Source organism: Microbulbifer maximicatervae (SeqCode) (genome assembly GCF_052467065.1).
The window spans coordinates 1,426,276-1,450,918 of sequence record NZ_CP174299.1 but is presented as its reverse complement, the minus strand read 5'-3'; the positions used below and the strand labels follow the sequence as shown (position 1 = coordinate 1,450,918).

Below are 24,643 nucleotides of genomic sequence, written 5' to 3'. Positions count from 1 at the left end.
TGCATGGCTAATCAGGGCGTTGGCCACTGCACCAACTCAAACTCCGGCTGTTGTTTTCCGGAGTTGTCTGAGATAACCAGTTCAATAACGGCGGGCTCATCACTTTTATTCAATTCCAACTTGGCTGCCCGCTTGTATTCGCGCCCTTCGGGCCCAAGGCCAGTTATAAAAGCAGAAATAGTGTAATCACCGGATTTTAGGTTGCCTTTGTAAAGCGGTTGAATGCCACCGCGAATCAATGCTTCCCGCTGATGTTCCGTATACAGATGACTTGCACTTAACTTGTTGTCGATGTGTAGCTTTACTGCATCCAAAGTAAAATAGTGGCCTACATCCATAGACACATAAAAGGCGATTTGGCTCTGTGCGGGATAGAGTAAATCTTCTTCAAGAATCAATAAATCCCTGTTTAATTTAAGTACATCGCGCTTTAATTCTTCCAATTTCTCCGCAGAGAAATCGCTTGCCTGAGCCTGCACAAACGCAGAGCCTAAAAGGCCGATAAATAAAATAAAGCACTGAAAGGGGCGTCTCATGGCAGACCTTTTGATAGGAATTGGCATTATTCTTTGGTCGGCGCAAATTATGTCAGGGGATCAACGATCTGATGTGATCTTGTTGGCAAATTTTCTATGAAGATAAAACGGATTACTCAAAGATTCTCCAAACCGCGACTGAAAAACAGCTTCCGGTTACTATCGATAACTACTGCTTCAAATTGAGGCAATCGATTAATAAGTGCCAAGCCTCTCTCTTTTCCCAGAACAAACACACTGGTGGAAAGGGGATCGGTATCAAAGCCGCGTGGGCCAATAATGCTGACACTAATCAACTTATCAGTGTCTTTTGCAGAAGTTTCCGAGGGTTTTCCTGTGGATGGATTGAAAATATGGTGCACTCGATCCTGCTGTTCATCAATAAAATAACGCTCGTAATCACCTGAGGTAGAGATAGCAATATCACGCAGGGGGATAACAGCGGCATTTTTACTTTTTTCCCGGGGGTGGCGAATACCCACCAACCAGGGTTGCCCCTGTTTGTCTCCCAGCATGCGCGCATCGCCACCGGCACTGACACTGGCGCAGCAAATTTCTGCCTGCTTGAGAATCTCAATTGCCCGATCAACCGCATAGCCTTTGGCAATTCCCCCCAAATCAATTTTTGTGCTTTGGTGGCTAAAACGCAGTGTATTGGCCTTTTTATTCAGTTTTAAATGGCGGTAATTCAGTGCCTCTAACAGCGAGTCCGTCAGCTGGGCGTCTGCCTGTTTTTGCTGGCGAAAATCATAGTGCTTACCCAGGGTGGCGTAGCTGATATCGAATGCACCATCGGTGAGCTGACTAAACCAAAGGGATTTATCAATCAGGTTGGTGAGTTCTTTGGAGATATTGACGTTTCCCCGGCCAGCTGTGCGGTTAACGAGTGATAGTTCACTGTTTTCCTTGTAGGGCGAGAGCTGATCGTCAAGTCGATGGAACTCTGTCATGACCTCTTCAATTAGGTGTTCGGCCTCATTGTCGTCCTCGTGCCAAAGTTGCAGGCGAACCTGGGTTCCCATAATTGCACGTTCAGCGTAGTGCCATTCGGCCAAAGCAGGATTCGCGCAAAGTGTGGCACCACACAGTAATAGTGATTTAAAAAAGCGGAACATCACTTATCCAACTTAAATAATGGGGGCGAAGGCAGTCATGCTGTCTTGTAAGTTGCTATCGCCGAGACCGTGATTCGGAAATAAGGTGGAGAAATTACCTTGCTCCCCGTGCAGGGCCATATAATTGAGCACTACAGTTTCCACCAATAAGTTGACGTTGTTAGCGGCGGGGGTGGATGTTGTTTCTACGTCACCGGAGCTGCGCATATAGCCGAGTTGCTGGTGGATCGCCTGTTCGTCCGCCGTGCCACCGAGTAATTGTGGCCGGCCCGCCGGGTTGTATACCAGAAAAAATGAGGCGGCTGTCTGTTGGTCATCGCCAGTCCAGACGCCTTTGCCACGGCCTTCTACCGAGTCGTCCAGCATTCCGTTGGAGAAAACGGAACCATCACTAAAAACGTAAATCATCAGGGGCTGGTTGCGGCGGGCGGCATACTCCAGGCAAGCGCCAATACAGCGCCCAGCGCGCAAATCGCGAATCTCTCCTGTGGCGCGGTCGCCGGTATGGTAGTCATAGCCACCCATGGTAATAGTGCCTGCACCGGCATATCCATTGACGACCAGCTTCATCACTGAGGCGGTCTTTTGGAACTCTCTGTCTCCACTTAATTCTGAGCTGGTAAATACACCGGATGGCCCGACGATATCAGGATCGGATTCGGGATTTAAATCGGCCGGGTTGCCAAAGCGATCAGCCAGGTCAGCACTTTTCATATAGCCGCAACGCACCAGGTCTTTAATAACTGCATCGGTGCTGACTTTAGTATTCACGTTGCTGAGTTTCGCTTCGGAGATACGGTACATGGACTCCATCACTGCGACAGTATCCTCCTGGCTGAGCAGCCCCACCAGGTCTCCTACATCTACAAGGCCGGTAACGTCGGAAGAGCGATCCACTTTGGTGGGGCGAACTTCGGGGTTGATCATGGCGGAAGGAGCCATGGAGTTGCCACCGGAATCACTGGAGCTGGAACCGATCAGGGCCAGCAGGGAACCGTTGGCTCCCGCCTGGTTAATACCGTACATGGGATTGTGTGGGTTGTTGCCGGTGTCATTTTCTGAGCGAGCGGGAATAACTGCACCGTTGGTCGCCGATGCTGTGCCAGCAGCGATTTTTTCCAGAATGCCTCGCAACATACCGCTGTCACTATGGAAGGCGAGACCCAGGTCAGTATTGATAAATTCATCGCCCAGGGAGGGAACCATATCCCCGGGGAGGCCTTGCTTGTTGTAGCCGGCTGTGCCGAGAAAATCCATTTGTCCGCCCTCTTTACCTACCAGCACATTGGAGCCTGCGATATTTGCACCGCCGGCGAGATCGAAACAAATAAAAGGAATTTTACCGGCACCGAATGCACTGACGTCACAGGGCCCGCCATTGGTTTTTCGCAGTGCTTCCAGGTCTGAGGAAAGGGCTGCATGGGCACTACGGGGATTGGCAAACAAGCTGAAGACAGAGCCGCCCAGCACTGTTCCCATACCCGCTCGGAAGCCTTGAGCGAGAAAGTCGCGGCGTGTTACCGGGCGGTGGTGGTCCGGGTGCCGTAGGGGCTGGTCCAGATCAAAGTGTTTTTTCTTGCTCATAATATTCCCGGATATAGTTTTCGGTGTGCCGGCTCTTTATTGTGGAGGGGCTCTACCGGCGAAAGTTTTGCCGACAAAGCCGCTAGTCTTTTTTATGCGATCAGTGAATCAGGATCATGGCACTGCCCATGGCGGCAGCACATACGGCTTTCACCGTAGTTTCTGTGCGACCTGAATCGCAGCTGCTGCCACAGGCGGTCATGGTGTCGATAAGCGTGTCCAGTTCTGTCTCTACAGAGGCCAGGTCCGGGGCGCTGGCAAGCTGCGAGACGCTGCCGTCGTGCCAGTTCATCTCGTGGCCAAGCAAACCTTCCATGAGCGGATCGATAATCTGCGCGCGCTTGCTGGCGCTGTCGAAGGCGGTGTCTGCGGAAGCGCTGAAGTCAAACCCACTGAAGTAGCTGCTGCGCTCACTGGAGTCCACCAGGGTGCTGCAATACTTCACTGCCAGCTGGGTGATACCCATTTGCTGTGCAGCGAGGAATCCTTCAATGTCACTTTCAACCGGAAGCTGGCGTTTCACAGTTTCCCAGGTTTCATAAACCTCCGGGTGGGACATGGAGACTCCGGTCGCCTGGGACAAGCTTGCATGGATTTGCTCAAATCGGCGCAGACCTATGCGCGATTGCGCTTCCAGATCAGCGGCATCCGCAGGTTCAGCTGGAGTAACCTCAACCCGGTTATAGGTTTCGCTGCCGATTTTTTCGAAGGTCAGGAAAAATTCATCATCGAGGGGGCCTTTATCCAGAGTGATAATGGTCCCGAGCCTGGAAAGCTGCTGGCCTTCACCTGCTACGTAGCTATTGTCGACTGCAGTGGATAACTTGGACCAGGCCTGGCCCACCTCCGCTTCGCGGCCATTAATACCGATACGCATTCCCTCAATGGCGATTCCAGATGGATCGACACTGTCGTCGAGGCTGACAAAGGTGGGTTCACTAAACAGATAGGCATAATTATCAAATTGCTGCACAGTAAACATTACATAGCTTTCGGCAATGCCTGTGTGCTCTTCAACTTTGAATAACAGCAGATATTTTTCACCGACGCCGACTTCGTAGTTGGTAGCAATATCCTCTTCCGATAGGGCGCGGGAGTGAATTGCCAAAAGGCGAATGGAGCCTTCCCAACTGTTGCCGTTACTGACTTCGCTGCCTACTGCGAGAGCAAAGGTATCGTCCCAGGTAGAGAGTAAACCGGATTCACTTGGGTCCGGCTCCCCGGTATTTGCACCGTTAACGTAAAGCTTGCGTCCGTTAATTGGATCGTAAGTGGCCACCACATGCTGGAGACTGGCTTGTACAACCTGGTCGGCATCATCGGTTGCCAGGGCAGGCATACCGTCCGCATCGGTGTTGTCATTGCGGTTTTGCACGGTGTAACTGTATTGATCCTGGCCGAGAGTGAAGTTGCGAATATCATCGCCACCGGAATAGGTGACGATACGCGCGGGCCCATCCTGTGAGACATTGGCTGGTGCCGCCCAGATTTCAATTGAATATTCACCGGTGGCTGTGAGGGTATCGTAAAGTTTGCTGCTGGTTGCAGTAGCCCCCTGTGCTTTACCCCCCTTCAATTGCAGCCCCCAGGAGTCAATCCACTCCACATCGCCAGATAGGGCGAGATCAATTGCAGGGTTAACTCCGGAGGTGTCGTAGGCAGTGGTGCCGCTGCCGGTTTTAAATTCATAGAGAGCAATTGCATTGCTCTCTATACGGCCGCCACTACTCGCAACAATACCGTCTGTGAGGCGCAGTGCCTTACTGATAACCCAGTCGGGGTCTACCTCGGTGACACTGATAGTATCGGCGAAGGCTTGGATCGCATCGGTCATTTCCGCTTCGTTATCTGAGCAGTCATCCCAGCAGTTGTGAAATTCACTGCCCAGGCGCACAGAGAAACGGGAGTCGGCCGGAGAATCCAGGTTAATTTTGCTGACCGCAGATGCGTAGGCGAGATCGACATCAGAGCTGGCAAAGTAGGGGGTTTGTGCCGTTGTCGCATCTTCACTGTGACAGTTGGCACAGTAGCTGCGCAACAGAGGGTAAACTGTAGTGCTAAAGCTGCCGCTGGATTCGGGGAAACTCTTACTGGCACCCACCTCACGCTCGACAGGTGCGACAAGGGTGATTGTATTGCTTAGGCCGCCGCTAGCCCGAGCCCATTCCTCGATATAGTTGGTAATAATTTCCGCACAGGCATCATCGCTGGAAAGCCAACAATTGTGCCCACCACCAACCTTGGTTACCAAACGGGATTCATCGGGAACTGATAAGTTAATTAACTCACGCCCGGCATCGTAGGCAGCATTGATATCATCGCCACGGACAAAATGTGGGCTCTGGTTATTTTCAATATGACAGCTGCCGCATCGATTTGTCGCCGCCAGGTTATCCCAGATGTACTGTTTATATTGATTGACATCATCGGTTTCAGGATCCGGTCCGGAATAGGCAGCGGTGCCATCGTTGTCGCTGGTATCCGGTTGGCTTTCGGTGCCCTCTCCACTGCCACCACTACAGGCACTGATTGCCAGGGCAGCACAAAACAGTGAAGCGATACGAAGCGTGCGAACTATCAGTGTATTTTCTATCACTGGGAGACTTTTATAGGTTTTCATTTTTTAATCTCCCGCGCAGTAAACCGCAGTGTCTGCGTATACCTGCTTAAGTTTGTAGCCGGTATTGCTGAAATCATCGGTAATAGTTTCGATTCGGTTGCGGTCGGTAGAATCTTCCGGCTCGCGCAAACAAACTTGGCGAAACACCTTAGTTACTTGGCATTTGGCGAAAGCTCGGCTGTTAGACAACTCCTCTCCCAGGGATTTGATGCCGTTGCCGTTGCCGGACAAGGTGCCGCTCCAGCCCAGATGCATATTTATGCCCTCGCGCCAGTAGTTAACCCAGCTGTCGTCGGGAATAATAAAACCGTGGGGAAAATTGCCGCTGTTGATCAGGTTTTTGGCCTTAACACGGCTGCCGGTTTCTGGATCTATATCACCGGCTGCGTTGTAATCCAGGGCTCCCTCTTCTCCATCGGGATCATTGTCTGCATCGTATACATAGTCGTAGTAAGCGAATGCCTGTGCCATGGGGTCCATGCCGCTGTGGCAACCGATACAGTTATTTTGGAATACCCGACTGTCGCCCCCAGGGCTGCGGCTTACGTCCTGGCGAATACGATCCGGTGAGCGGGAAGTATCCTGCACCTGCTCCATGTCGTTACACAGGTGATTGAGCATGGTAAAGCGAAACATGGCGCGATTGGTTCCCGCACTAAAAAAAGCCTTGGCAGCGGCGCGGCTGGTAAGAACGCCGGCGGTGGCATCTGCGGGGAGACCATTGAGAGAGGATTGAGCTTCCTGCACCAAATTGTCCTGCAGGGAATAACCCCCGGCTTCCAGTGTCTCGTAGTGGTCGTTATTTCCCGTGTTGTAGGAGGGCAGGCCAGAAATATCACCGGTGTAGAGAATATTTGCCGAGAGCAGTTGGCGGAAGTCCATATCGTCCCGAACCATGCCGATTACCGTCGCAGTGTAATCATTTAATGGTTCAAATACGTCCTGCTCCTCATTAGTCCAGGGAGTGGCCAGATTTTTTAGAGTGACATTATAGAAGGCGTCATTCTCCATTGCCGTATACGCCGCAGCGGTGGGATCACCGTTTTCTATATCCTCTGCCATATCCAGCAATATACTCTCGCTGGGAATGGTTCCGGTGATGCGGCTGTGAATTTGGAGAGCCTGGTCCTGCGATGCTGATAGGGCAGAATTACTCCACAAACCTACTCCGAGCAGTGCGGTTACCGTGGTGAGCCGGAGTACACGCGATCGAGACGAATTATTTTTCATTGGACTATTTTTGTCGGTGAGATCACTGGGATGTGGCAAAGCAGTCTAAAAGCAGATTTCAACAATGTCAGAATGACTTTCAATATTTGCGTCCCAGTTGGCAAACTTTTTGTGCGCAACTTGCGAGAATTAGCCTCAGCGGTCAAAGCCGTATAAAAAAGTTCTTAGGCTAAGAGCACAAAAAAGGCGTGTGCTGCTCGTGCCAAACCCGGGTGGATAACAAAAATGAAATGTTTGCGTGCGCTACCGCTTTTGCTATTGGTGGCGGCCTGTAGTGGCGGTGGCAGTTCCAGTGGTGGTGAAGACCAAGCCGAAGATCCCGTGGTGGAGGACTATCCTGTTGCTTTTGTACTTCGTCAATTAAGTAGTGACGATGATGGCAGTCTCCTTCAGGATAATATTTATGAGCCCGCTGAATTTTTTGCCGGAGCCCAACTGATTTTAAAAGACCGTGCAACCGCCAGTGCTGCAGAAACTGTCATTACTGCAAATATATTTGACGGTGATTACGATGTAAAAGACCTGAATACTTCAGCAGATGGCAGTCAGCTTATATTTGCGATGCGGGCACCGGAAATAGAAGACGCTGATGACGATGAGCAGCCTACCTGGAATATTTGGGTATACAACACCGAAACAGAAGAACTCAATCGGGTAATTGAGTCAGATTTAACTGCTGAGGAAGGCCAGGATATCGCTCCCGCTTTTTTACCCGATGGACGTATTATTTTTTCTTCTACCCGCCAGCGACGCTCCAGAGCTCTTTTACTGGATGACGATAAACCGCAATTTTCAGCTCTGACTGAAAATCGAGAGGAGCCGGCATTTGTACTCCATGTAATGGAAGCGGACGGAACCGATATCACGCAGATATCGTTTAATCAGAGTCATGATTTAAATCCAGTTGTACTGAGCGATGGACGGATTCTGTTTAATCGCTGGGACAATGCAGCAGGTATCGATAAATTAAGCTTATATACAGTAAAGCCAGATGGTTCTGACCTGGCGGTTTATTACGGTTATCACAGTCAAAATACGGGTACAGAAGAGACTGAGGCCGCCTTCAATAGACCGCACGAAATGCCCGATGGCCGTCTTTTGGTAACGTTGCGTGCTCTATCTGGGCTCACTTATGGCGGCGATCTCGTTACTATCGACGGAATTGTTTATAGCGAAGCCTACAGTGAGCCGGAGCAAAGTGGTGAAATGGTCGGGCAGGCTTCTATCACTGTCGGAGAAGTCACTACCGACGATACTATTTCTCCCCACGGTACTTTTGCTTCCGCATGGCCATTCTACGATGGGACAAGCCGTTTGCTGGTAACCTGGAGTGAATGCCGGGTTATCAATGAAGAAACCGAGCTGCTGGAGACCTGCCCGGATACTCTTGCTGAAGACGAAGAAGTTCAATTGGCGGACCCACTCTACGGCCTGTGGATTTACAATTATATCGCCGGCACCCAGCTTCCTATTGTGGTTGTGGAAGAGGGAGAAATGATATCCGAAGGGGTTACTCTGGAGCCTCGCACTGAACCCACCTATATTCCAGATCCTGTCCCGGGAGTCGATGTCGATGCGGATCTGGTGGAGGAATCTGTCGGAATCCTGGATATTCGCAGTGTTTATGATTTTGATGGTGAAGATATTGCCGGAATCGAAACCTTGGCGGATCCCGCCCAAACCACAGCAGATTTGCGGCCTGCACGATTCCTGAAAATTTCCAAGGCCGTGGGCATTCCCGATGATGATGTTCTGGACTTTGATGGAGCGGCATTTGGCCGCAATGGTAATCAGGGCATGCGTGAAATATTGGGTTATACCCCAATCCAGCCCGATGGCTCCGTCAGGGTAAAAGTTCCCGCAGATATGCCCCTGGCAATTTCCGTTGTCGATGCGGATGGAAAACGCATTTTCGATAGTCATAACAACTGGTTACAGCTACAGGCGGGTGAAGTGCGCAGTTGTAACGGTTGTCATACTAGCGATAGCGAAGCTCCCCATGGCCGCACGGATATGCAGTTGGATTCAGCTTGGGATGGAGCGCCGACCTCGGCAGCACCATTTGCCAATACTGAGCCCGCGCTACTAGCGGAAATGGGCGAGACTATGGCTCAATTATTGGCCCGGTATATTGGTGAGGCTGAACTTGAAGGAGATCTGCACTTTACCGATTTATGGACTGATCCCGCGGTACGGACTAAGGATGATGAGTTATTGCTTTCATACGGTGATTTGAGTACGGATGCACCGGTGGAATCCACCTGTTTAACAGAGTGGGAAAGTAATTGTCGAATCGTCATTCACTATGAACAACATATTCAGCCGCTCTGGGATTTCCCCCGTGAAGTATTGGATAGTACAGGAGCAGTAATAGCTGATTATACCTGTACAGGCTGCCACTCTCCTGTTGATGCTGCTGGAGCAACCCAAATACCCGATGGGCAATTAGATCTCACAACCTCGGCTTCCTCTGTTAATGATGCTTGGTTTGTTTCCTATTCCGAGCTGGTGGCCGATCGCGCTGAATTGGAGTTATCCAGTGGGGTGCTAACACCGCGGCTTGTACAGGAATTTGATGATGATGGAAATCCTGTTTACGAGGTTGATGAGGATGGTGAATTAGTTCTCGACAATAACGGTGATCCGATTCCGGTAATGGTTACCGTCAATATTTCCTCTCCCTTGACGAGCTCTGCTCTTGAGAGCTCGTTTTTTTCCATCTTTGAAAATGGTGGCGCACACCAAGGGTACTTAGAAGATGCCGAGTTGCGCTTGATTGCCGAGTGGTTTGATATTGGCGCTCAATACTATAACGATCCTTTTGCGGCGCCGGCAGATTAAACCATGTTGAAGTTACACCAAAATTCTATTGGCAGTTTCGCGGTATTTGTATTGCTGCTACTTTTTTCTGGGCAGGCTTCTTCTGAACAAACTTTGATGGAATCTGATTCCTCAGATGATACCCAACAAGAAGAATTGGTTGAGACTGAGACTGAGACTGAGACTGAGACTGAGACTGAGGCTGAGACTGAGACTGAGACTGAGACTGAGACTGAGACTGAGAAAAAAAATAAAGGCCTTGAGAATGCAGAGCTGGTTACAGTCGGTAATGCATTTATTAATATTTACCGAGGCCCGGGGCGTGGTTACCCGATATATTATGTCGCTGAATATGGTGAACAAATTTGGCTGCTTAAACGTCGCACCGACTGGGTAAAAGTGCTGACTTCACGCAATAAAAGCGGCTGGGTAAAAGTTGACGACTTACGTGAGATCTACGGAGAAAATGGAGAAATTGTTCGAGTTCCCTTGCCGGACTTTTCTGATATTGACGACGGTTACTTTTACCTAGGTTTGAATTACGGTGATTTTGCTGGAGCGGACTCCCTGGGAGTTAGCCTGGGCTACCAATTTACTGCCAATCTAGCTACTGAAATACGTGCAACCCAGGCGGTAGGTTCCTATTCAGACAGCCAAGTCTATCAGGTAGCAATGGTCCACCAGCCATTCCCACATTGGAAAATATCCCCTTATTTTGTTTTGGGAGCTGGGATAAATATTACCTCTCCAAACGCAACTATCGTTGCCACCGAAGATCGGCAAGATACAACGATGTTGGCGGGCGTAGGGTTGCGTACTTACTTATCGCGCCGTTTTGCCATCAGGGCGGAATACACGAATCACTACTTGCTTACTACGCAGGAAAATAATCAGGAGATAGTCGAGTGGAAACTTGGTTTCGACGTATATCTGTAGGCTCCGCGGCACTTTCCGCATTGGTGGGGACCCAGGTATGCAGTGCTCAGCAGGATGATGAAGTACTTGCGGATATTGTCGCACCTGAACTGGAACGGCGAGAGATACGTGACGCCCTGATAGATAGTGAAAATATAGAAATTGGTTTGTTTGCTGGTGTTATCAATGTCGAGGATTTTGGCTCAAACTCCCTGTACGGCACTTCAGCGGCCTACCATATCAGCGAAGATTTCTTTATAGAGGCCACCTATGCCCAGACTGAGTTGGGAGAATCCAGCTTTGAAAGGTTGAGCGGTGCCGCACCACTACTGACCGATGAGCAGCGTGAACTCAGTTATTACAATACCTCTGTGGGCTGGAATATTTTCCAGGGTGAGTATTTTGTATTTGATGACTGGGCCTTTAATGCCAATTTTTATGTTGTGGGAGGTGTGGGAAATACCTCGTTTGCTGATGAGGAGCACTTCACTTACAACTTTGGTGCAGGAGTGAGAATGCTTGCGAACGATTGGCTCGCGGTGCGCCTTGATGTTCGCGACCATGTTTTTGAACATGAATTATTTGGCGAGGCCCAAGTCACCAATAATCTGTCTGCCCAATTGGGACTTACCATCTTTTTTTAATTGATCATCAAAAATAACAAGGACTCTTCCATGAAATACCTGGCTGCTTTCCTGACGCTGCTTTTATCGATGTCACAGGCTTCCGCCGCAGAGCCCTCTAAGGATTTTACCTTGAGTTCCAACCAGGGCGGAAATTTGAGGCTTGCAGAGCAGCGCGGCGATGTCATTATGCTGAATTTCTGGGCTTCCTGGTGTGGCCCTTGTCGTCAGGAAATGCCGCTGTTGGATCAGTTACATGCTCGCTATGAAGCTGCTGGCTTCCAGGTTTGGGGAGTCAATGTGGATGCACAGCGTAAGGATGCGGACTCACTATTAGCGAAAATCCCAGTGGATTTTCCGATTCTTTTTGATAGCAAAGGGGAAGTGAGCAAAATGTATGGTGTTGCCGCTATGCCCAGCACCGTATTTATTGATCGTGATGGCAACGTTCGCTATATCCATAAAGGTTATCGTGATGGGGATGAAGCTGCCTATAAAAAAATGATCAAGGAATTGATTCGGGAGTAGTGTCATGCGTGCACTATTGCTAGTTTGCACTTTCTTGATGAGTACAGGTTGTACTGTTAACCCGTGGATTGCACCCTACGAACGGCAATTTCTTGCGGATCCTATTATGGGGTTTGAGCAGGATCCGGTAGCTGCTCGCTATATGAATCACGTGTATGAAGCTCGCGAAGCTGCGCGTGGAGCTGAAGGAGGCAGTGGAGGTGGATGTGGTTGTAACTAAGCTTCTATCTCGCTGGGGCGGGTTGGCATTTTTGGCACCGCTCGCTGCCGTGGCCGCAGTGCTTCCCGAAGAGCGGGCAGACAATATGTATCACGCCTATAGCGGTGGTGGAGTGACCATTGATGGGCCTTCAGTATTGATTCGCCAGAATGTTGGCAACAATGTTTCTCTGTCTGCCAATTACTATGTGGACATGATTTCCGGGGCCTCTATTGATGTGGAGGCCACGGCCAGTGAGTATTCGGAGCAACGGGATGAGTACTCCTTGGGTGCTGACTACCTGGTGGATAAGACTACTATCAGCGTGGGGTACACCAACAGTTCTGAGAATGACTACGAGGCCCAAACCGTTGCTTTCGGCATCAGTCAGGGTTTCTTTGGCGATTTAAGTACTATCGACCTGCGGGTTAGTTATGGAAGTGATGATGTGTTCCGCAATGGCGACGATAATTTTGCTGATGAAGCGCAACACCGTCGCTACGCACTTAGTTGGAATCAGATTCTCACGCAAAAGTTGATTGCAGAGTTGAGTGTCGAAACTGTGTCGGATGAAGGGTATCTCAACAACCCTTATCGCAGTGTTAGGTATCTCGATGAAGCATCTGGAACAGGATTTAGCTATCAGGCCGAGGTTTACCCCAGAACTCGCAACAGTGATGCGGTTGCCCTAAGGGCCAAATATAGATTGCCCTATCGCGCAGCGATTAAAGGGGAGTATCGACACTATGCGGATAGTTGGGGAATCGTTGCAGACAATGTAGAGTTTCGCTATACCCACCCTTGGAAAGAACAAGACGAGTGGGTTTTTGAAGGAAAGATCCGTTACTATCAGCAGAGTAGTGCAGATTTTTACAGCGACCTTTTTCCCTATCTCAACGCTACCAACTTTCGTGCTCGTGATAAGGAGTTGAGCAATTTCACAACCTTGGCCCTTGGCCTGGGAGTGTCCTATGAGTTACCACGGCGCTGGTCTCTATTAAATCGCAGGAATACAATTAACCTTTACTGGGATCATATTCTATTTGACTACGATGACTTTCTCGATGTCACGGTACACGGTTCAGCTACATCTATCAGTCCCGGTGACGAACCGGCTTATAGTTTCTCTGCCAATGTAATTCGATTATTTTGGTCAGTCCGTTTTTAGGAATGGGGGCCTCTGCGTTCTGTTTTTCAGTAAAAGAATAAGATGCAGAGGCTTTATAGTCTGAGTCAAATTTGACTGTTGATTTATTGCATAGAGTAATCCCGAAGAATTTTCCCAATCCTTATACGATAGTTGTCAAATAGTTGTTTTTTGCCTAGGTGTTGTGCATCACAATGTGCCTTGTGATTTTTCCAACTCACTACAGATTCTTCATCCCGCCAAATAGAGAGTGACAAAATTTTTCCTGGCTGATTGAGGCTTTGAAATCTCTCGACTGAGATAAATCCATCGAAGCTGGTTAGGTGTTCTTTTAGATCCGCTGCAACGGCCAGATATTTGTCTTTTCCTGAAGACTTTGGTGTGACTTCAAATATGACGGCGATCATCAGTGACTTTCCTGTGGGAACTTCAGGTAGGTTTCTGGCACAGCATTTAAAAAGTTTCGCTTCTCTTCAAGAATAAACTTCTCCCTCATCGCAAATTGAAAATTTTCACTGCCCTGAGGAGACTGCTTAAGCAGTTTTCGATATTGTTCATAGTGAGCCAAGCTATCGAAATTAATAATACCAAAGGCCTGAAAGTTGGTGCCCTCAGAAGGTAGAAAATATCCTAATAGTCGTCCGCCACAATTGGGAATGATCTTGCCCCAGTTCTCAGCATACTGCCGGAAAGCATCAAGCTTAAACGGATCGATCTTGTATTCAATAAAACAGGTTACAGTCATCTAAGTTGCCTCTATTCATAATTTGCTGGCATTCTAGATGGTTTAATTTTCTATACTTCGGTGGTCAACGAACTGTTGCGAGGGTAACCATGGAACCTGACATTTCGGTAATATCCAGTTTGATTGGGGATCGGGCGCGCTCAAAAATATTGATGGCGCTTATGAGTGGAAAAGCACTGACAGCAACAGAGTTAGCCTGTGAGGCTGATGTGACTGCACAGACTACTAGTAACCATCTTTCCAAGCTGGTAGATAGCAAGCTGCTGATAGTTCGCAAGCAGGGTAGGCACAAGTACTTTCAGCTGGCGAGTCATCAAGTTGCCGAAGCGCTAGAAGCACTGCTCAATCTGAGTAGCACCCTGGTACCTCAAAAAGTTACCACTGGGCCCGCAGATCCAGATTTAAGGAAGTCCCGCATCTGCTATGACCATTTAGCAGGAATGACTGGTGTTCTATTGTACGAGGCCCTCTTGGCTAGTGAGTTGCTCTCCGAGCAATCACAGCAAGTTTCCTTGACTAAAGAGGGTGAAATATTTTTTCAGGAGCGAGGGGCAACCGTAGCTAGCTTTAAGCAGCGTAAGCGCCCTGTTTGCAAGTCATGCCTAGACTGGAGCGAACGAAAAAGCCACCTTGCAGGCAGCTTGGGTCAATGGATACTCGAAGATGCCTTGGCAAAGCAGTGGGCGGTTAGAAGAGCGGACTCCAGGGCGATTACTTTCTCCCAGAAGGGGCTTTTACTGTTCTCGAAGCGTTATCAGATTGATCACTCCAAGTTGCTATAAATTATTTGTCAGCTCGTTATCAGATTAAAGGAAAGCCCCGTTAACCATATCAACTGTGCTCCATAGCTGAGACGTTGGTGCAGACCGGGGTTGGTTTTTTCTTCGTAGGCTTTTTTTAAGGTAACAGTAAAATAGATAGAAGCGAGCAAGCAGGCTGTACTAAATAGCCTGAATTCTATTGAGAAGTAACTACTGAAAGTACTTAGCAATGGCGCAATGAGTAAAGACAACAACATAAGCATCCCCGCCCAGGAGTGTATCTGGCATTCAAGACTAGGGGTTTTTGTATAGGGATCTGCATCCATAGGAAAATAACCCGCAACCCAGGTTCCAATACCGTGGATGATAATTAAAACTCCAATGATGGTAAGTACAACTGGGGCCTGTTCAATTTGAATTATATGCAGGCCAAATAAGAAGAATAATATGCCAAGTGGGTAGTTGTTAATGAGGGGGGAGAGCTTCTGGGTTGGGCTTCCAACGGCTCCTAGTTCGCTACAGAATTGTCTTGAATGGCTATAGCCAGAGTATTTTGCTCCTGCCAATGTAACACCTACAACCATCCATACCAGCGAGATAAACCCCAAGTAAGCAAACACTGTATGAGCCCCGACTGGTTATGTTGGGGCAGAAGATAGCACCAGATAAAAAGTCCTTTCAAGTTAATCCTTGTCTTCGATCGTGCCAAGTTTATTGCTATTTCAACTTTATCTAAAAGCGATTCTTGCCATAAAGATAAGTGTTTTTGTCCTTATTGTTCGTATCGTTTTAATTAAATTTTTATTAGTTTAAGTCTAATAGCGTAATTAATTTTTTATACTAGATCAGGTACTGGAAAAGGAGTTGAGGGGTCGAAAATGGATAATAATGACAGCAAAAATTTTTCTAATGCCATAGAAGTACTATCCCTGGCAGCGCGGTACGCTGAGGAATATGTTGCTGATATTCGCGATCGTCGCGTAAGTCCGTCCGCTTTTGATATTGATCAAATGCAATTTTTTAACAGTGACTTGGCCCGGGCTGGGGAACCGGCAGAGGCTGTTGTCGAGAGCCTGCACCGTTATGGTTCTCCGGCAACAGTTGCCAGTACCGGTGGGCGATTTTTCGGATTAGTGGTAGGTGGAGCTACGCCAGCTTCTATGGGCGCGGCGGTAATGAACGCCGTTTGGGACCAAGTGGCGGTTCTGGAGGCGTCGGCGCCTTCTGCAATTTATCTGGAGCGTATTGCGGCAAACTGGATATTGGAATTGTTAACCTTGCCAATGGAAAGTAGTGTGGGTTTCACCACAGGGTCATCTATGGCCAATATGGTGTGCTTGGCTGCTGCGCGAAATACACTTTATCAAAAATTAAATATCGACTTGGCAAAAAGCGGGCTAGCCGGTGCGCCGCCACTGCGTATTGTTGTTTCTGAACAGTCCCATGTCACAGTTCACAAGGCGCTCTCTATTCTTGGATTTGGTATGGATCAGGTGATTAAAGCGCCCTGTGATGAACAGGGGAGGGTGCGAGCAGATACTTTTCCCGAGGTTGATGAAACCACCATTATTTGCCTTCAGGCGGGCAACGTAAACTCCGGCAGTTTTGATCCGTTTGCAGACATAATTCCCGAAGCTAAATCCAATGGTGCCTGGGTACATGTCGACGGTGCCTTTGGTTTGTGGGCAGCGGCATCTCCAGCGAAATCAGTGCTGACTACTGGAGTAGAACAAGCAGATTCCTGGGCTGTAGATGCTCATAAATGGCTAAATACGCCTTATGACTGCGGTTTGGCAATTTGTCGAAAGCCGGGGGCTGTACACAATGTGATGACAACCCAGGCGCCATACTTGCAAGTGGGATCGCTGGTGCCCCCCAAGGATATGGTGCCAGAATTCTCACGTCGGGCCAGAGGGGTGGAAGTGTGGGCGGCGATTCAGGAGATGGGCCCGAAGGGAGTAGCGGCGATGATTGATCGCTGCTGTATCCATGCCCAGCATCTGTGCGAAGGCTTGGCAGAAATGGGCTATGAGATCCTTAACGATGTAGTGTTAAACCAGGTGGTGGCAACTATTGGCACTGCGGAAGACATTCAAGAGATAGTCAGGACCATACAGGAGGAGGGCGTTTGCTGGTTTGGAACGACTACCTGGAGAGGAAAAACGGCCCTGCGTATTAGCGTCTCTTCCTGGGCGACTACCGATAATGATATTGCCCTCACCCTGGATGCTATTTGCCGGGCGACGGAGGCTCAGATGTCTAGATAACCCTTTGTGTGACTTGAAGTACTAGGGGGCCTTCTAAAGTAAATAGCACTTAATATTTGCATTTTTTAGGTTAGGCAGGGATATTGGTGAATTACTAAGAGGTTCTCTTTTTTCTACCTTTGGCAGTAGCAGCCAGTTTCAGTTGCGAGCGCCGTCTATCCTTGTTGAATGGGCGCGGATCTGGGCCATTATTTTCAAGCTTTTGCTTGCGGTATTACTATTTCCGCCAACTCAGCCACTTTTTCAGCGCATAAAGGTGAGGGGCTCGGGTAGAACGATGACTTTTTGGCTGGTTTTAATTCTTTTTCTAATTCTACTCTGGCTTCTGTGGATGGCGTTTTGTAGTCCCAGTTTAAGTCGCAATGAGCTACTGAAATTCTCTTTTAATCAACTTACGCTAGCTGGTGGTTTATCCGTTAATTATCGCGAGATGGGGCCTGTTGATGGCGTTAATATACTTTGTCTTCACGGTGGTGGTGATTCACTGAGCGCCTGGAATGCCTGGGCGACAAAATTGGCAGAAAAATATCATGTTATTTTGGTGGACTTACCAGGGCATGGATTGACCGACCCGTTACCAGGAGGCACTTATACACCTAAGCATTTTGCCGATTTTATTGCAGAATTTGTTGCAACCCTGAAACTTAGGGACTATGTGATCGCTGGCCATTCATTTGGTGGAAATGGAGTTTTACGCTATTTAACAGGACATCCGAATATACCCAAGGCCGCTATTCTTGTCTCTCCCGGTGGTTATAAATGTGGCAAGGGACTGGAAATGCCTGCTGGTATTGCTCGATTTGCCACCAGCCATTGGGGGCGAAAAATGGTTGCGCACATTGGTAGTCGTGGATTATTGAGAAAAATGCTGGCTTCCAAATTTTTCTACAATCCGCAGGCTCTGCCGGGGGAAATGTTGGAACGAATCTATTTGCTTTCCCGCTATGAGAAGAATCGCGGTACAGCGATCAATTTGGTTGCTAATGCCACAATCAATTTCCAGCCGTTGCCGGACTTGGAGACTATTAAAATTCCAGTTTTATTTATCTGGGGGGAAGAAGATCAAATTATTCCCTTGTCCGTAGGAAAGTATTTCTCTGACAAGTTGCCTAATGGAGAGTTAATCGTATATCAGAAGATGGGGCATATGTCTCATGTCGAAAATGCTGAACAAAGTGTCACCGACGCAATGGAGTTTTTGCAGCGTCAGGGGCTGTGACAATACAGTGGAAAATTTAAAAAAGAGGCCGCAGTGCGGCCGAGTTTGGGGGGATGAAAATCAAGAGCGCCTAATTGATGACAACCAGGCCGGCTTTAACTATGTCGTAGTGACTGAGTTCTGGTACCTGCTGATGTAGGTCGGTTTCCAGTCGATCGATGGATTCCAGTTGTGTACACAAGCGGTTTGCAGACTGCTCAATACTTTTACCGCGCTGTTCCAGTAACCGCTCCGCCTCTTCAGTGGCTTGTTCCTCAATGCTATCCCCGCCGGTAAAGGCAGCTTTGAAGGCATGCCAGGCAATAGTTCCCGCGGACTCCATAGCGAGGCGTTCGATACGGGGTTCAAACTCTTCAGAGATGGTTTTCTCTATATAGCTACCCATTTCCTCGTTTCCCAGCTGGTAGATCTCGCCCTCTTGATTGAGGCGGTCCTCAGTGCGCTGGATCAGGTCGGCGGAAAACTGTTGGAGTTCGAGGATATCCGGGTGGTCCGGCCCGGCGAGGGTGCTGATGGCAATGGATAGGCCATCCATTGCGATATCGACCGCCTCAAGGGTGAGTACCAGTGTGTCGCGACCGGCGATGTGAAGCTGCTGACGGTATTCCTGAAGCAGTTGCTCCTGCTGAGAATTGAGGGGCAGCAACTCACCATCCACTGATAGCTGGTTGGGCACCTGAAATGTCACCAGTTTTCCGCCTTCCCCATCGACGGTGAAAAAGTCCGGGCCTACTTCAATAGCGTAATTTGTAGACACTGTGCAGGTGCTGGTATCGACATGGAAAGAATCGTGGGCCAATGCCTGTGAACTGATACCGAGGCCTATCAGGGTTGAAAGTGCGATTGGCTTCCACATATGCCGGTTTCCTATTGTGTGTCTTTTCAATGTGACGCGCCTGGGTAGCCGAACAGATGCAGGCAGCTTGAAATATTTTTCATTTTTTCCTGACGCAGGCCCGGGGAGTGATGGCCAAGCATGGATGTTCCAGCGGGTATTCTGTATTTTTAGCCTATAACACTTAATAAATTGAGGGTATTCAATGTCCATAAGCAGGCACATTGCCGCACTGTGCTTCTTGATAGTCAGCACAATGGCACAGGCCGGGAGCATCGCGGAGTACACCGCAGGCATGCATAGGCACAGCGGCTTCCACGACTTTTACTGGGACGAGGCTAACGGCCGGGTGTTGCTGGAGATCGATGAGTTTGAGCGCGAGTTGCTCTTGCTCACTGGGCTGGCCCAGGGACTGGGTTCAAACCCGGTGGGCCTGGATCGCAACCAGGTGGGTGAGAGCCGCTTGGTGAAGTTCCAGCAGTCGGGTAACAAGGTTTTACTGCATCAGGTGAACCTGAAATACCGTGCCCAATCAGCAAATGCGGCTGAGCGCCGCGCGGTTGAGGAAGCTTTCGCTTCGTCCGTACTCTGGGGCTTCAAGGTGCTTGCCCAGAGCGATAAGGCGGTACTGGTGGACTTTACGCCCTTCCTGTTGAGCGATCAGCACGGCATTGCTACACGTCTCAAGGGCGCAGAGCAGGGCAGTTACAGTGTGGATAAGAGCAAGTCGGCAGTTTATCTGCCCCGCACAAAAAACTTTCCCAAGAATAGTGAGTTTGAGGCCCAGCTAACTTTTGCTGGATCAGCTCCGGGAAACTATCTGCGCGAAGTGGTTCCGACCCCTACATTGGTGTCCCTGCGCCAGCATATCTCCCTGATTGAATTGCCAGATAACGACTATGAGCCCCGCCGTTTTCACAGCCGCAGTGGCTACTTCCCGTTCGCTTATCGAGATTACGCTACGGCGATTGAAGAGCCTCTGGACCAGCGTTATATCTACCGTCATCGACTGGAGAAGAAGTCGGGTAGCGATGAGGTTGTGGAGCCGATTGTTTACTACGTAGATTCCGGAGTTCCTGAGCCGGTGCGCAGCGCCCTGATCGAAGGGGCGAGCTGGTGGGACCAGGCATTCGCTGCAGCAGGATTTAAAAATGCGTTTCGCGTAGAGATTCTGCCGGAAGGCGTCGATCCTTTGGATGTTCGCTATAACGTGATTAATTGGGTACACCGCTCCACTCGCGGTTGGTCCTACGGTTATTCGGTTTACGATCCCCGCACCGGCGAAATTCTAAAAGGCAATGTTACCTTGGGGTCCCTGCGTGTTCGCCAGGACTTTCTGATTGCTCAAGGGCTTGTACAGCCCTACCGCGGCCACACCGTCAGTACTGAGCAGCTAAAGAATATGGCCCTGGCCCGTATCCGTCAGCTATCCGCTCACGAAGTAGGCCACACCCTGGGGCTGGCGCACAACTTTGCTGCCAGTAGCGAAGAGCGCGCTTCAGTAATGGATTACCCGGCTCCGCTGGTCTCTCTGCTGGGAGGTAAGTTGGACCTGACAGATGCCTACGCCACTGGCATCGGCAGTTGGGATAAGTTGGCGGTTCGCTACGGCTATGGCGAGAGCGATGATGAAAAAAGTTATCTCGACAGTGTTATCGCTGAGGCCGGGGAACAAGAGCTGCGCTTTATTTCAGACCCGGACTCCCGCACCATCAATAATGCTCACGCAGTCTCACACCTTTGGGACAACGGCACCGACCCATTGATGGAATTCCAGCGGATGGTCGACTTGAGGCGTCATGCCCTGGATAACTTCTCTGCGGCGGCAGCGCCGTTATCCGCGCCCCGCTCTGACCTGGAAGAGACCCTGGTGCCTGTGTACTACGGTCATCGCTACCAGGCGGAGGCTGTGGGCAAATTGATTGGTGGCTTGGACTATGACTATGTCTACAACGGTACCGATCAAAATAGCTATACCCTGGTGCCCGCAGAGCGACAACAGCGGGCAATTGATGCACTGTTGGATACACTTTCGCCGCAGTTTCTCACCTTGCCGGAGCAGGTCTTGCAGCTGATTCCGCCCAAGTCCTATGGCTACGAACGTACTATCGAGAGCTTCCCCTCATATACGGGGGTAGCTTTTGATGGGGTGGCTCTGGCGGAAGCGGCTGCTGGGCATACGCTATCAATCCTGATGGACCCGCAGCGCGCGGCGCGAATGAATCAACAGAGTGCCCGCAGCAGTGAGGTACCGGGGTTTGCTAGCCTATTGCAGCGCTTGAGCGCGCTGGCTCTGCAGGGTGAGGGTTATACCGGTCTGCAGGCGAGTGTGCACCAGCGAGTTAATCACGCCTATATCGAGCAGTTGATGTTACTGGCCAGTAATGCAAAGGCAGACGAATCAGTGCGGGCCAAAGCGCATTTGGAGCTGGCAAAACTTCTTCAAGAAATTGGTTCTATGCGGCTGTTTGGCGATGATCCTGAGGGCTATAGTGCGCACTATTACTATGAGGCACAGCGCATCGATGCCTTTAAGCAGGGCAAGCTGGAAGTAAAACCTGGTGCGGTTAAAGCGTTGCCGCCAGGATCTCCGATCTGATCTGAAACGGATAAAAGGGGTGGGCTGTAAACGCTCACCCCCTTTGGGCATTAACCGCGAATAAACTGGGACTTCTTTACCCAGTGATTTCCTCGGTATTGTCGAGTGGGGGTTGGGTTTTTCTTCGCCCAGAAAAAGTGGCGGTTAAACTGAAATTCCGCATCGTAACCCTCCGCCAGCGCTGCCAGGGGCATGGCTTGCCAGCTGGTCTGGCGGCGTTTGCTGGTTGCCTCCAGCAGGTACTCTTGATCGTTTAAGATGGCCACTACCCAGGCGTGACCCTGACCTTTATGGGTTCCGAGTGCCACCCGCGCATCAACTCCCAATTCGATCAGCCAATCTGCCAGTAAAATAGCGTGGTCTTCACAGTCACCACGCTTTTGGTAATAGGCCTGCCGGGATGTTTGCCAAATGTCTGACAAACCGGCGTATTGCAGGTGATCGTATTGGTACTCTTTATTCATAGCCAGTGTATAAAGAGGCACCCAAAGCTGTTGAGTCTTAAAGGGCTTGAACCCCACCAGGTAGCTGTTGGCAAAGTGGTGTTGCTGGTCCAGTCCCCGGGCGGACGCTGTCGCCGCCTCAATTCCCTGCCAGTTCCACACTGAGACATGAGCGCTCTCTTCCAGTGAGCGTTTGTCGACTACTTTCTGGATGGTTTTTTCTTCCAGAGGGTAGCGGGTACCCACCACTCGCACTACACCTTGTTGTGAGTCCACAATACTGGCTAACTGACTGCCGCTGCTACCAAAGCTCCGTAAATTATCGGAAAGGGGGATTTCCGGTGTGCTTTTAGTTGGCGGCTCCTGTGTATTCGCTCGCCGTACAAGTTCAGGGGTGATCAGTGCGAGGGAAAGTATCAGTGTGATAGCCAGCCACTTGCGCATAGTGCTATCCCTTGAGGCCAAACGAAATAATGATGGCAACAAATATCAATATGGTTGATGCAAATATAGATACGGCGATATTGCCATTTTTTAGCTCGCCTTCGATATCTACAGAGCGAAGCAGTTTCTTATCAATGGTAATCAGTGCGGTGATACCAATAAATAACGCTAGCAGCGTATAAATCAGGTTAATGCCCAGGTTAAACAGGGTTGCCGTTAAAAATTCCAGTTCCATAAATCCTTCAGGCTAATTATGTTTATTAGTGGCTGTTAATGGAATAATTTAAGCATAGGGTCTGATTGAGTGCAAAGGATGGCCGACCCAGATAAACCGACAGCTTAATTTACAGGTAATTATCAACCTTAATTGGCAATCCGGACTTGTTGATTAATATTTTATTTGGCTGGGTTGCTATTGGGGAATAGCTCTAGACGAAGAGTTGCTCCGTCGAAGGGATTTTACGCTTAATTTACCGGGAAAGCCTTTTGAAGAAGTGTATTTATTAGCTCGGTGTTATCCAGGCGGGAACCTGGATAACACACCGAGTTTGATTAGTTATCAATCTCGGTCATTTCATTCAATACAAACTCTTCAACGGCGCCCTCGGTTGCCTTCATATAGTCTTCCAGGTGCTTATTGTTCATGTGGGTTTGCCACAGATCGCGAGTTTCCCAATTTTCATAAAACAGGAAGTGTGCAGGATTGTCATTGTCTTGATGAAGGTTGTAATTAATGCAACCAGCTTCTGCTCGTGTTGTATTAATGAGTTTTAACAATTCAGATTTCACCAGGTCAATTTTGTCGGCCTTGGCTTTAATGTTGGCAACGATAGTGAGCCTGCTCATGTGAACACCTCTTTGTTTCAATATGTGTTGGATTAAGGTTTGTACTCTTTTCCTTGATCCTTTCAGAGGAGACCTAGTGAACAGCTTAGCTGCCTCCTGGGTAAGGACTGGGATGTCGAGCTGATGAAGTCATTCTAGATCTAGATTACATTGCTAGAAACACTATAATCTTTGAATCTTTATCAAAAATATATTGAAAATATGCAGCTTGAAGACTTGAGGGTCATTCTTAAAGTGGCCGAGTTTCGCAGTATCACTGCGGCCGCCGCCAGTCTCGACTTACGCACTGCAACTGCCAGCGCAGCGATCAAGCGTGTGGAGAGCGCGCTAGGAGCGGACTTGTTTATTCGCACTACGCGGCAATTGCGGCTATCCAGTGCTGGGGAAAGGTTTATTCCCAAATGTGAGGAGGCCCTCCTGACTTTGGACCTCGCCCGGCAAAATCTCAAGGAAGACAGCGGTCAGATAGATGGCGAGCTTCGCATAGGTGCATCCTCGGACCTGGGAAGGAACCTTGTAACTCCCTGGCTCGATCAATTGTTGCAGGAACACCCGGGGCTGAGTCTAAGAGTGAATATCAGTGATAGCCAAGTGGACTTTTACCGGGATCCTGTGGATATCGCGTTGCGCTACGGCCCCCCAGCGGATGCCAACCTGTATGGTTTTAAGATTTGTGACGTGCCCCGTTTATTGTGTGCAACCCCGGCCTATTTGCAGGAAAACGGTTCCCCGCAAACACCGGAGGAGCTCTCCGCACATAATGGCCTTTTTTATCAACTTCACGAGATTGTGCACAATAATTGGGAGTTTTTTCGGGGCGAAGAGATATACAAGATACGTATGTCTGGGAATAGGTCGTCGAATGACGGTGACCTGGTGCGGCGTTGGTGTACCTCTGGCTATGGACTTGCCATTAAGTCATGTTTGGATATGTCTGCGGATTTACTTTCCGGTCAGGTAGTGGCCACTATGCGTGACTATAAACCCAAGGCGACGGAGCTATGGTTGGTATCTCCGGGGAGGCAGTCAATAACACCGACGGTACGATTAGTGCGCGATACTTTGAGAGAACGGTGTTCGGGGGTTTTAAAGCAGCTGCTCGCTGAGGGATTACTCTCTGAGAGCGATTTCCGTACGGGGGTGGATATATCTTGAGTCCCAAATAGT

At 49.4% G+C, this 24,643-nt stretch carries 23 protein-coding genes; 11 read left to right on the top strand and 12 right to left on the bottom strand.

Going from position 1 to position 24,643, the window contains the following annotated elements; translation table 11 throughout:
* Positions 1-11 precede the first annotated feature (11 nt).
* From ACJJI1_RS06375 to ACJJI1_RS06355, 5 genes are all read right to left on the bottom strand, one after another.
* Positions 12-536: an AraC family transcriptional regulator gene (locus ACJJI1_RS06375; protein ID WP_444958885.1), complete on the bottom strand. Its 525-nt coding sequence runs from the start codon at positions 534-536 to the stop codon at positions 12-14.
* A gap of 116 nt (positions 537-652) precedes the next feature.
* Positions 653-1,651 carry an FAD:protein FMN transferase gene (locus ACJJI1_RS06370; RefSeq protein ID WP_444958884.1) on the bottom strand — a complete coding sequence of 333 codons (999 nt, stop codon included), beginning with the start codon at positions 1,649-1,651 and terminating at the stop codon, positions 653-655.
* A 12-nt stretch (positions 1,652-1,663) separates the two neighbouring features.
* A complete protein-coding gene (locus ACJJI1_RS06365; protein WP_413663678.1) occupies positions 1,664-3,235 on the bottom strand; it encodes a hypothetical protein in 1,572 nt (523 codons plus the stop codon).
* Between the two features lie 100 nt (positions 3,236-3,335).
* Entirely contained in the window at positions 3,336-5,855 is a 2,520-nt protein-coding gene (locus tag ACJJI1_RS06360; RefSeq protein WP_444958883.1) for a LamG domain-containing protein, read from the bottom strand.
* A gap of 3 nt (positions 5,856-5,858) precedes the next feature.
* Positions 5,859-7,085, bottom strand: coding sequence for a hypothetical protein (locus ACJJI1_RS06355; RefSeq protein WP_444958882.1), 1,227 nt, complete (start codon positions 7,083-7,085; stop codon positions 5,859-5,861).
* 225 nt (positions 7,086-7,310) lie between these two features.
* Here ACJJI1_RS06355 and ACJJI1_RS06350 point away from each other — a divergent pair, with 225 nt between their 5' ends.
* The 6 genes from ACJJI1_RS06350 to ACJJI1_RS06325 are packed head-to-tail and all read left to right on the top strand — an operon-like array spanning position 7,311 to position 13,338.
* A complete protein-coding gene (locus ACJJI1_RS06350) occupies positions 7,311-9,926 on the top strand; it encodes an HzsA-related protein (protein ID WP_444958881.1) in 2,616 nt (871 codons plus the stop codon).
* Between the two features lie 3 nt (positions 9,927-9,929).
* Positions 9,930-10,841, top strand: coding sequence for an outer membrane beta-barrel protein (locus ACJJI1_RS06345; RefSeq protein ID WP_444958880.1), 912 nt, complete (start codon positions 9,930-9,932; stop codon positions 10,839-10,841).
* Positions 10,811-11,464, top strand: coding sequence for an outer membrane beta-barrel domain-containing protein (locus ACJJI1_RS06340; protein ID WP_444915265.1), 654 nt, complete (start codon positions 10,811-10,813; stop codon positions 11,462-11,464). Before ACJJI1_RS06345 ends, ACJJI1_RS06340 begins: the two co-directional genes overlap by 31 nt.
* A gap of 30 nt (positions 11,465-11,494) precedes the next feature.
* Complete coding sequence (locus ACJJI1_RS06335; RefSeq protein WP_413663672.1) at positions 11,495-11,971, top strand: TlpA disulfide reductase family protein; 477 nt, start codon at positions 11,495-11,497, stop codon at positions 11,969-11,971.
* A 4-nt stretch (positions 11,972-11,975) separates the two neighbouring features.
* Entirely contained in the window at positions 11,976-12,191 is a 216-nt protein-coding gene (locus ACJJI1_RS06330; RefSeq protein ID WP_413663671.1) for a DUF4266 domain-containing protein, read from the top strand.
* A complete protein-coding gene (locus tag ACJJI1_RS06325) occupies positions 12,127-13,338 on the top strand; it encodes a DUF3570 domain-containing protein (protein WP_444958879.1) in 1,212 nt (403 codons plus the stop codon). Before ACJJI1_RS06330 ends, ACJJI1_RS06325 begins: the two co-directional genes overlap by 65 nt.
* 83 nt (positions 13,339-13,421) lie before the next feature.
* Here ACJJI1_RS06325 and ACJJI1_RS06320 read toward each other — a convergent pair whose 3' ends face one another.
* Together ACJJI1_RS06320 and ACJJI1_RS06315 are read right to left on the bottom strand one after the other, a co-directional pair.
* Positions 13,422-13,724: an antibiotic biosynthesis monooxygenase family protein gene (locus ACJJI1_RS06320; protein ID WP_444958878.1), complete on the bottom strand. Its 303-nt coding sequence runs from the start codon at positions 13,722-13,724 to the stop codon at positions 13,422-13,424.
* A complete protein-coding gene (locus tag ACJJI1_RS06315) occupies positions 13,724-14,062 on the bottom strand; it encodes an NIPSNAP family protein (protein ID WP_444958877.1) in 339 nt (112 codons plus the stop codon). The genes ACJJI1_RS06320 and ACJJI1_RS06315 overlap by 1 nt, the downstream gene beginning before the upstream one ends.
* Positions 14,063-14,151: 89 nt before the next feature.
* Here ACJJI1_RS06315 and ACJJI1_RS06310 point away from each other — a divergent pair, with 89 nt between their 5' ends.
* Complete coding sequence (locus ACJJI1_RS06310) at positions 14,152-14,844, top strand: ArsR/SmtB family transcription factor (RefSeq protein WP_444958876.1); 693 nt, start codon at positions 14,152-14,154, stop codon at positions 14,842-14,844.
* Between the two features lie 8 nt (positions 14,845-14,852).
* Here the strand turns inward: ACJJI1_RS06310 and ACJJI1_RS06305 are convergent, their stop codons facing one another.
* Complete coding sequence (locus ACJJI1_RS06305) at positions 14,853-15,443, bottom strand: DUF998 domain-containing protein (protein ID WP_444926171.1); 591 nt, start codon at positions 15,441-15,443, stop codon at positions 14,853-14,855.
* Between the two features lie 258 nt (positions 15,444-15,701).
* Between ACJJI1_RS06305 and ACJJI1_RS06300 the strand changes: the two genes are divergently transcribed.
* Positions 15,702-17,090 carry a pyridoxal phosphate-dependent decarboxylase family protein gene (locus tag ACJJI1_RS06300; protein WP_444958875.1) on the top strand — a complete coding sequence of 463 codons (1,389 nt, stop codon included), beginning with the start codon at positions 15,702-15,704 and terminating at the stop codon, positions 17,088-17,090.
* A 514-nt stretch (positions 17,091-17,604) separates the two neighbouring features.
* The gene (locus tag ACJJI1_RS06295; RefSeq protein ID WP_444958874.1) at positions 17,605-18,309 is read left to right on the top strand and encodes an alpha/beta fold hydrolase; all 705 of its coding nucleotides are present in this window, start codon (positions 17,605-17,607) and stop codon (positions 18,307-18,309) included.
* Positions 18,310-18,379: 70 nt separating this feature from the next.
* On the opposite strand, the gene ACJJI1_RS06290 is transcribed toward ACJJI1_RS06295, so the two are convergent.
* Positions 18,380-19,165, bottom strand: a complete 786-nt coding sequence (locus ACJJI1_RS06290; RefSeq protein ID WP_444958873.1) for a DUF2884 family protein — start codon at positions 19,163-19,165, stop codon at positions 18,380-18,382.
* Between the two features lie 184 nt (positions 19,166-19,349).
* On the opposite strand from ACJJI1_RS06290, the gene ACJJI1_RS06285 reads away from it, so the two are divergent.
* Positions 19,350-21,743 carry a zinc-dependent metalloprotease gene (locus tag ACJJI1_RS06285; protein ID WP_444958872.1) on the top strand — a complete coding sequence of 798 codons (2,394 nt, stop codon included), beginning with the start codon at positions 19,350-19,352 and terminating at the stop codon, positions 21,741-21,743.
* Between the two features lie 50 nt (positions 21,744-21,793).
* Here the strand turns inward: ACJJI1_RS06285 and ACJJI1_RS06280 are convergent, their stop codons facing one another.
* The 3 genes from ACJJI1_RS06280 to ACJJI1_RS06270 form a co-directional block, all read right to left on the bottom strand.
* Entirely contained in the window at positions 21,794-22,630 is an 837-nt protein-coding gene (locus ACJJI1_RS06280; RefSeq protein WP_282930871.1) for a transglutaminase domain-containing protein, read from the bottom strand.
* Between the two features lie 4 nt (positions 22,631-22,634).
* Positions 22,635-22,865, bottom strand: coding sequence for a DUF350 domain-containing protein (locus tag ACJJI1_RS06275; protein WP_108734840.1), 231 nt, complete (start codon positions 22,863-22,865; stop codon positions 22,635-22,637).
* Between the two features lie 317 nt (positions 22,866-23,182).
* Entirely contained in the window at positions 23,183-23,476 is a 294-nt protein-coding gene (locus tag ACJJI1_RS06270) for a putative quinol monooxygenase (RefSeq protein WP_282930872.1), read from the bottom strand.
* A gap of 201 nt (positions 23,477-23,677) precedes the next feature.
* Here ACJJI1_RS06270 and ACJJI1_RS06265 point away from each other — a divergent pair, with 201 nt between their 5' ends.
* On the top strand, positions 23,678-24,631 hold the full coding sequence (locus tag ACJJI1_RS06265) for a LysR family transcriptional regulator (RefSeq protein WP_444958871.1): 954 nt from the start codon (positions 23,678-23,680) through the stop codon (positions 24,629-24,631).
* Positions 24,632-24,643: the final 12 nt, after the last annotated feature.

Excerpts from the sequence above, each read along its gene's own strand:
- ACJJI1_RS06320 (WP_444958878.1), bottom strand. The coding sequence starts at position 13,724 with ATGATCGCCGTCATATTTGAAGTCACACCAAAGTCTTCAGGAAAAGAC.
- ACJJI1_RS06310 (WP_444958876.1), top strand. The coding sequence starts at position 14,152 with ATGGAACCTGACATTTCGGTAATATCCAGTTTGATTGGGGATCGGGCG.
- ACJJI1_RS06335 (WP_413663672.1), top strand. The coding sequence starts at position 11,495 with ATGAAATACCTGGCTGCTTTCCTGACGCTGCTTTTATCGATGTCACAG.
- ACJJI1_RS06325 (WP_444958879.1), top strand. The coding sequence starts at position 12,127 with ATGAAGCTCGCGAAGCTGCGCGTGGAGCTGAAGGAGGCAGTGGAGGTG.
- ACJJI1_RS06375 (WP_444958885.1), bottom strand. The coding sequence starts at position 536 with ATGAGACGCCCCTTTCAGTGCTTTATTTTATTTATCGGCCTTTTAGGC.
- ACJJI1_RS06285 (WP_444958872.1), top strand. The coding sequence starts at position 19,350 with ATGTCCATAAGCAGGCACATTGCCGCACTGTGCTTCTTGATAGTCAGC.
- ACJJI1_RS06365 (WP_413663678.1), bottom strand. The coding sequence starts at position 3,235 with ATGAGCAAGAAAAAACACTTTGATCTGGACCAGCCCCTACGGCACCCG.
- ACJJI1_RS06315 (WP_444958877.1), bottom strand. The coding sequence starts at position 14,062 with ATGACTGTAACCTGTTTTATTGAATACAAGATCGATCCGTTTAAGCTT.
- ACJJI1_RS06355 (WP_444958882.1), bottom strand. The coding sequence starts at position 7,085 with ATGAAAAATAATTCGTCTCGATCGCGTGTACTCCGGCTCACCACGGTA.
- ACJJI1_RS06330 (WP_413663671.1), top strand. The coding sequence starts at position 11,976 with ATGCGTGCACTATTGCTAGTTTGCACTTTCTTGATGAGTACAGGTTGT.
- ACJJI1_RS06345 (WP_444958880.1), top strand. The coding sequence starts at position 9,930 with ATGTTGAAGTTACACCAAAATTCTATTGGCAGTTTCGCGGTATTTGTA.
- ACJJI1_RS06280 (WP_282930871.1), bottom strand. The coding sequence starts at position 22,630 with ATGCGCAAGTGGCTGGCTATCACACTGATACTTTCCCTCGCACTGATC.
- ACJJI1_RS06290 (WP_444958873.1), bottom strand. The coding sequence starts at position 19,165 with ATGTGGAAGCCAATCGCACTTTCAACCCTGATAGGCCTCGGTATCAGT.
- ACJJI1_RS06350 (WP_444958881.1), top strand. The coding sequence starts at position 7,311 with ATGAAATGTTTGCGTGCGCTACCGCTTTTGCTATTGGTGGCGGCCTGT.
- ACJJI1_RS06370 (WP_444958884.1), bottom strand. The coding sequence starts at position 1,651 with ATGTTCCGCTTTTTTAAATCACTATTACTGTGTGGTGCCACACTTTGC.
- ACJJI1_RS06270 (WP_282930872.1), bottom strand. The coding sequence starts at position 23,476 with ATGAGCAGGCTCACTATCGTTGCCAACATTAAAGCCAAGGCCGACAAA.
- ACJJI1_RS06300 (WP_444958875.1), top strand. The coding sequence starts at position 15,702 with ATGGATAATAATGACAGCAAAAATTTTTCTAATGCCATAGAAGTACTA.
- ACJJI1_RS06360 (WP_444958883.1), bottom strand. The coding sequence starts at position 5,855 with ATGAAAACCTATAAAAGTCTCCCAGTGATAGAAAATACACTGATAGTT.
- ACJJI1_RS06265 (WP_444958871.1), top strand. The coding sequence starts at position 23,678 with ATGCAGCTTGAAGACTTGAGGGTCATTCTTAAAGTGGCCGAGTTTCGC.
- ACJJI1_RS06275 (WP_108734840.1), bottom strand. The coding sequence starts at position 22,865 with ATGGAACTGGAATTTTTAACGGCAACCCTGTTTAACCTGGGCATTAAC.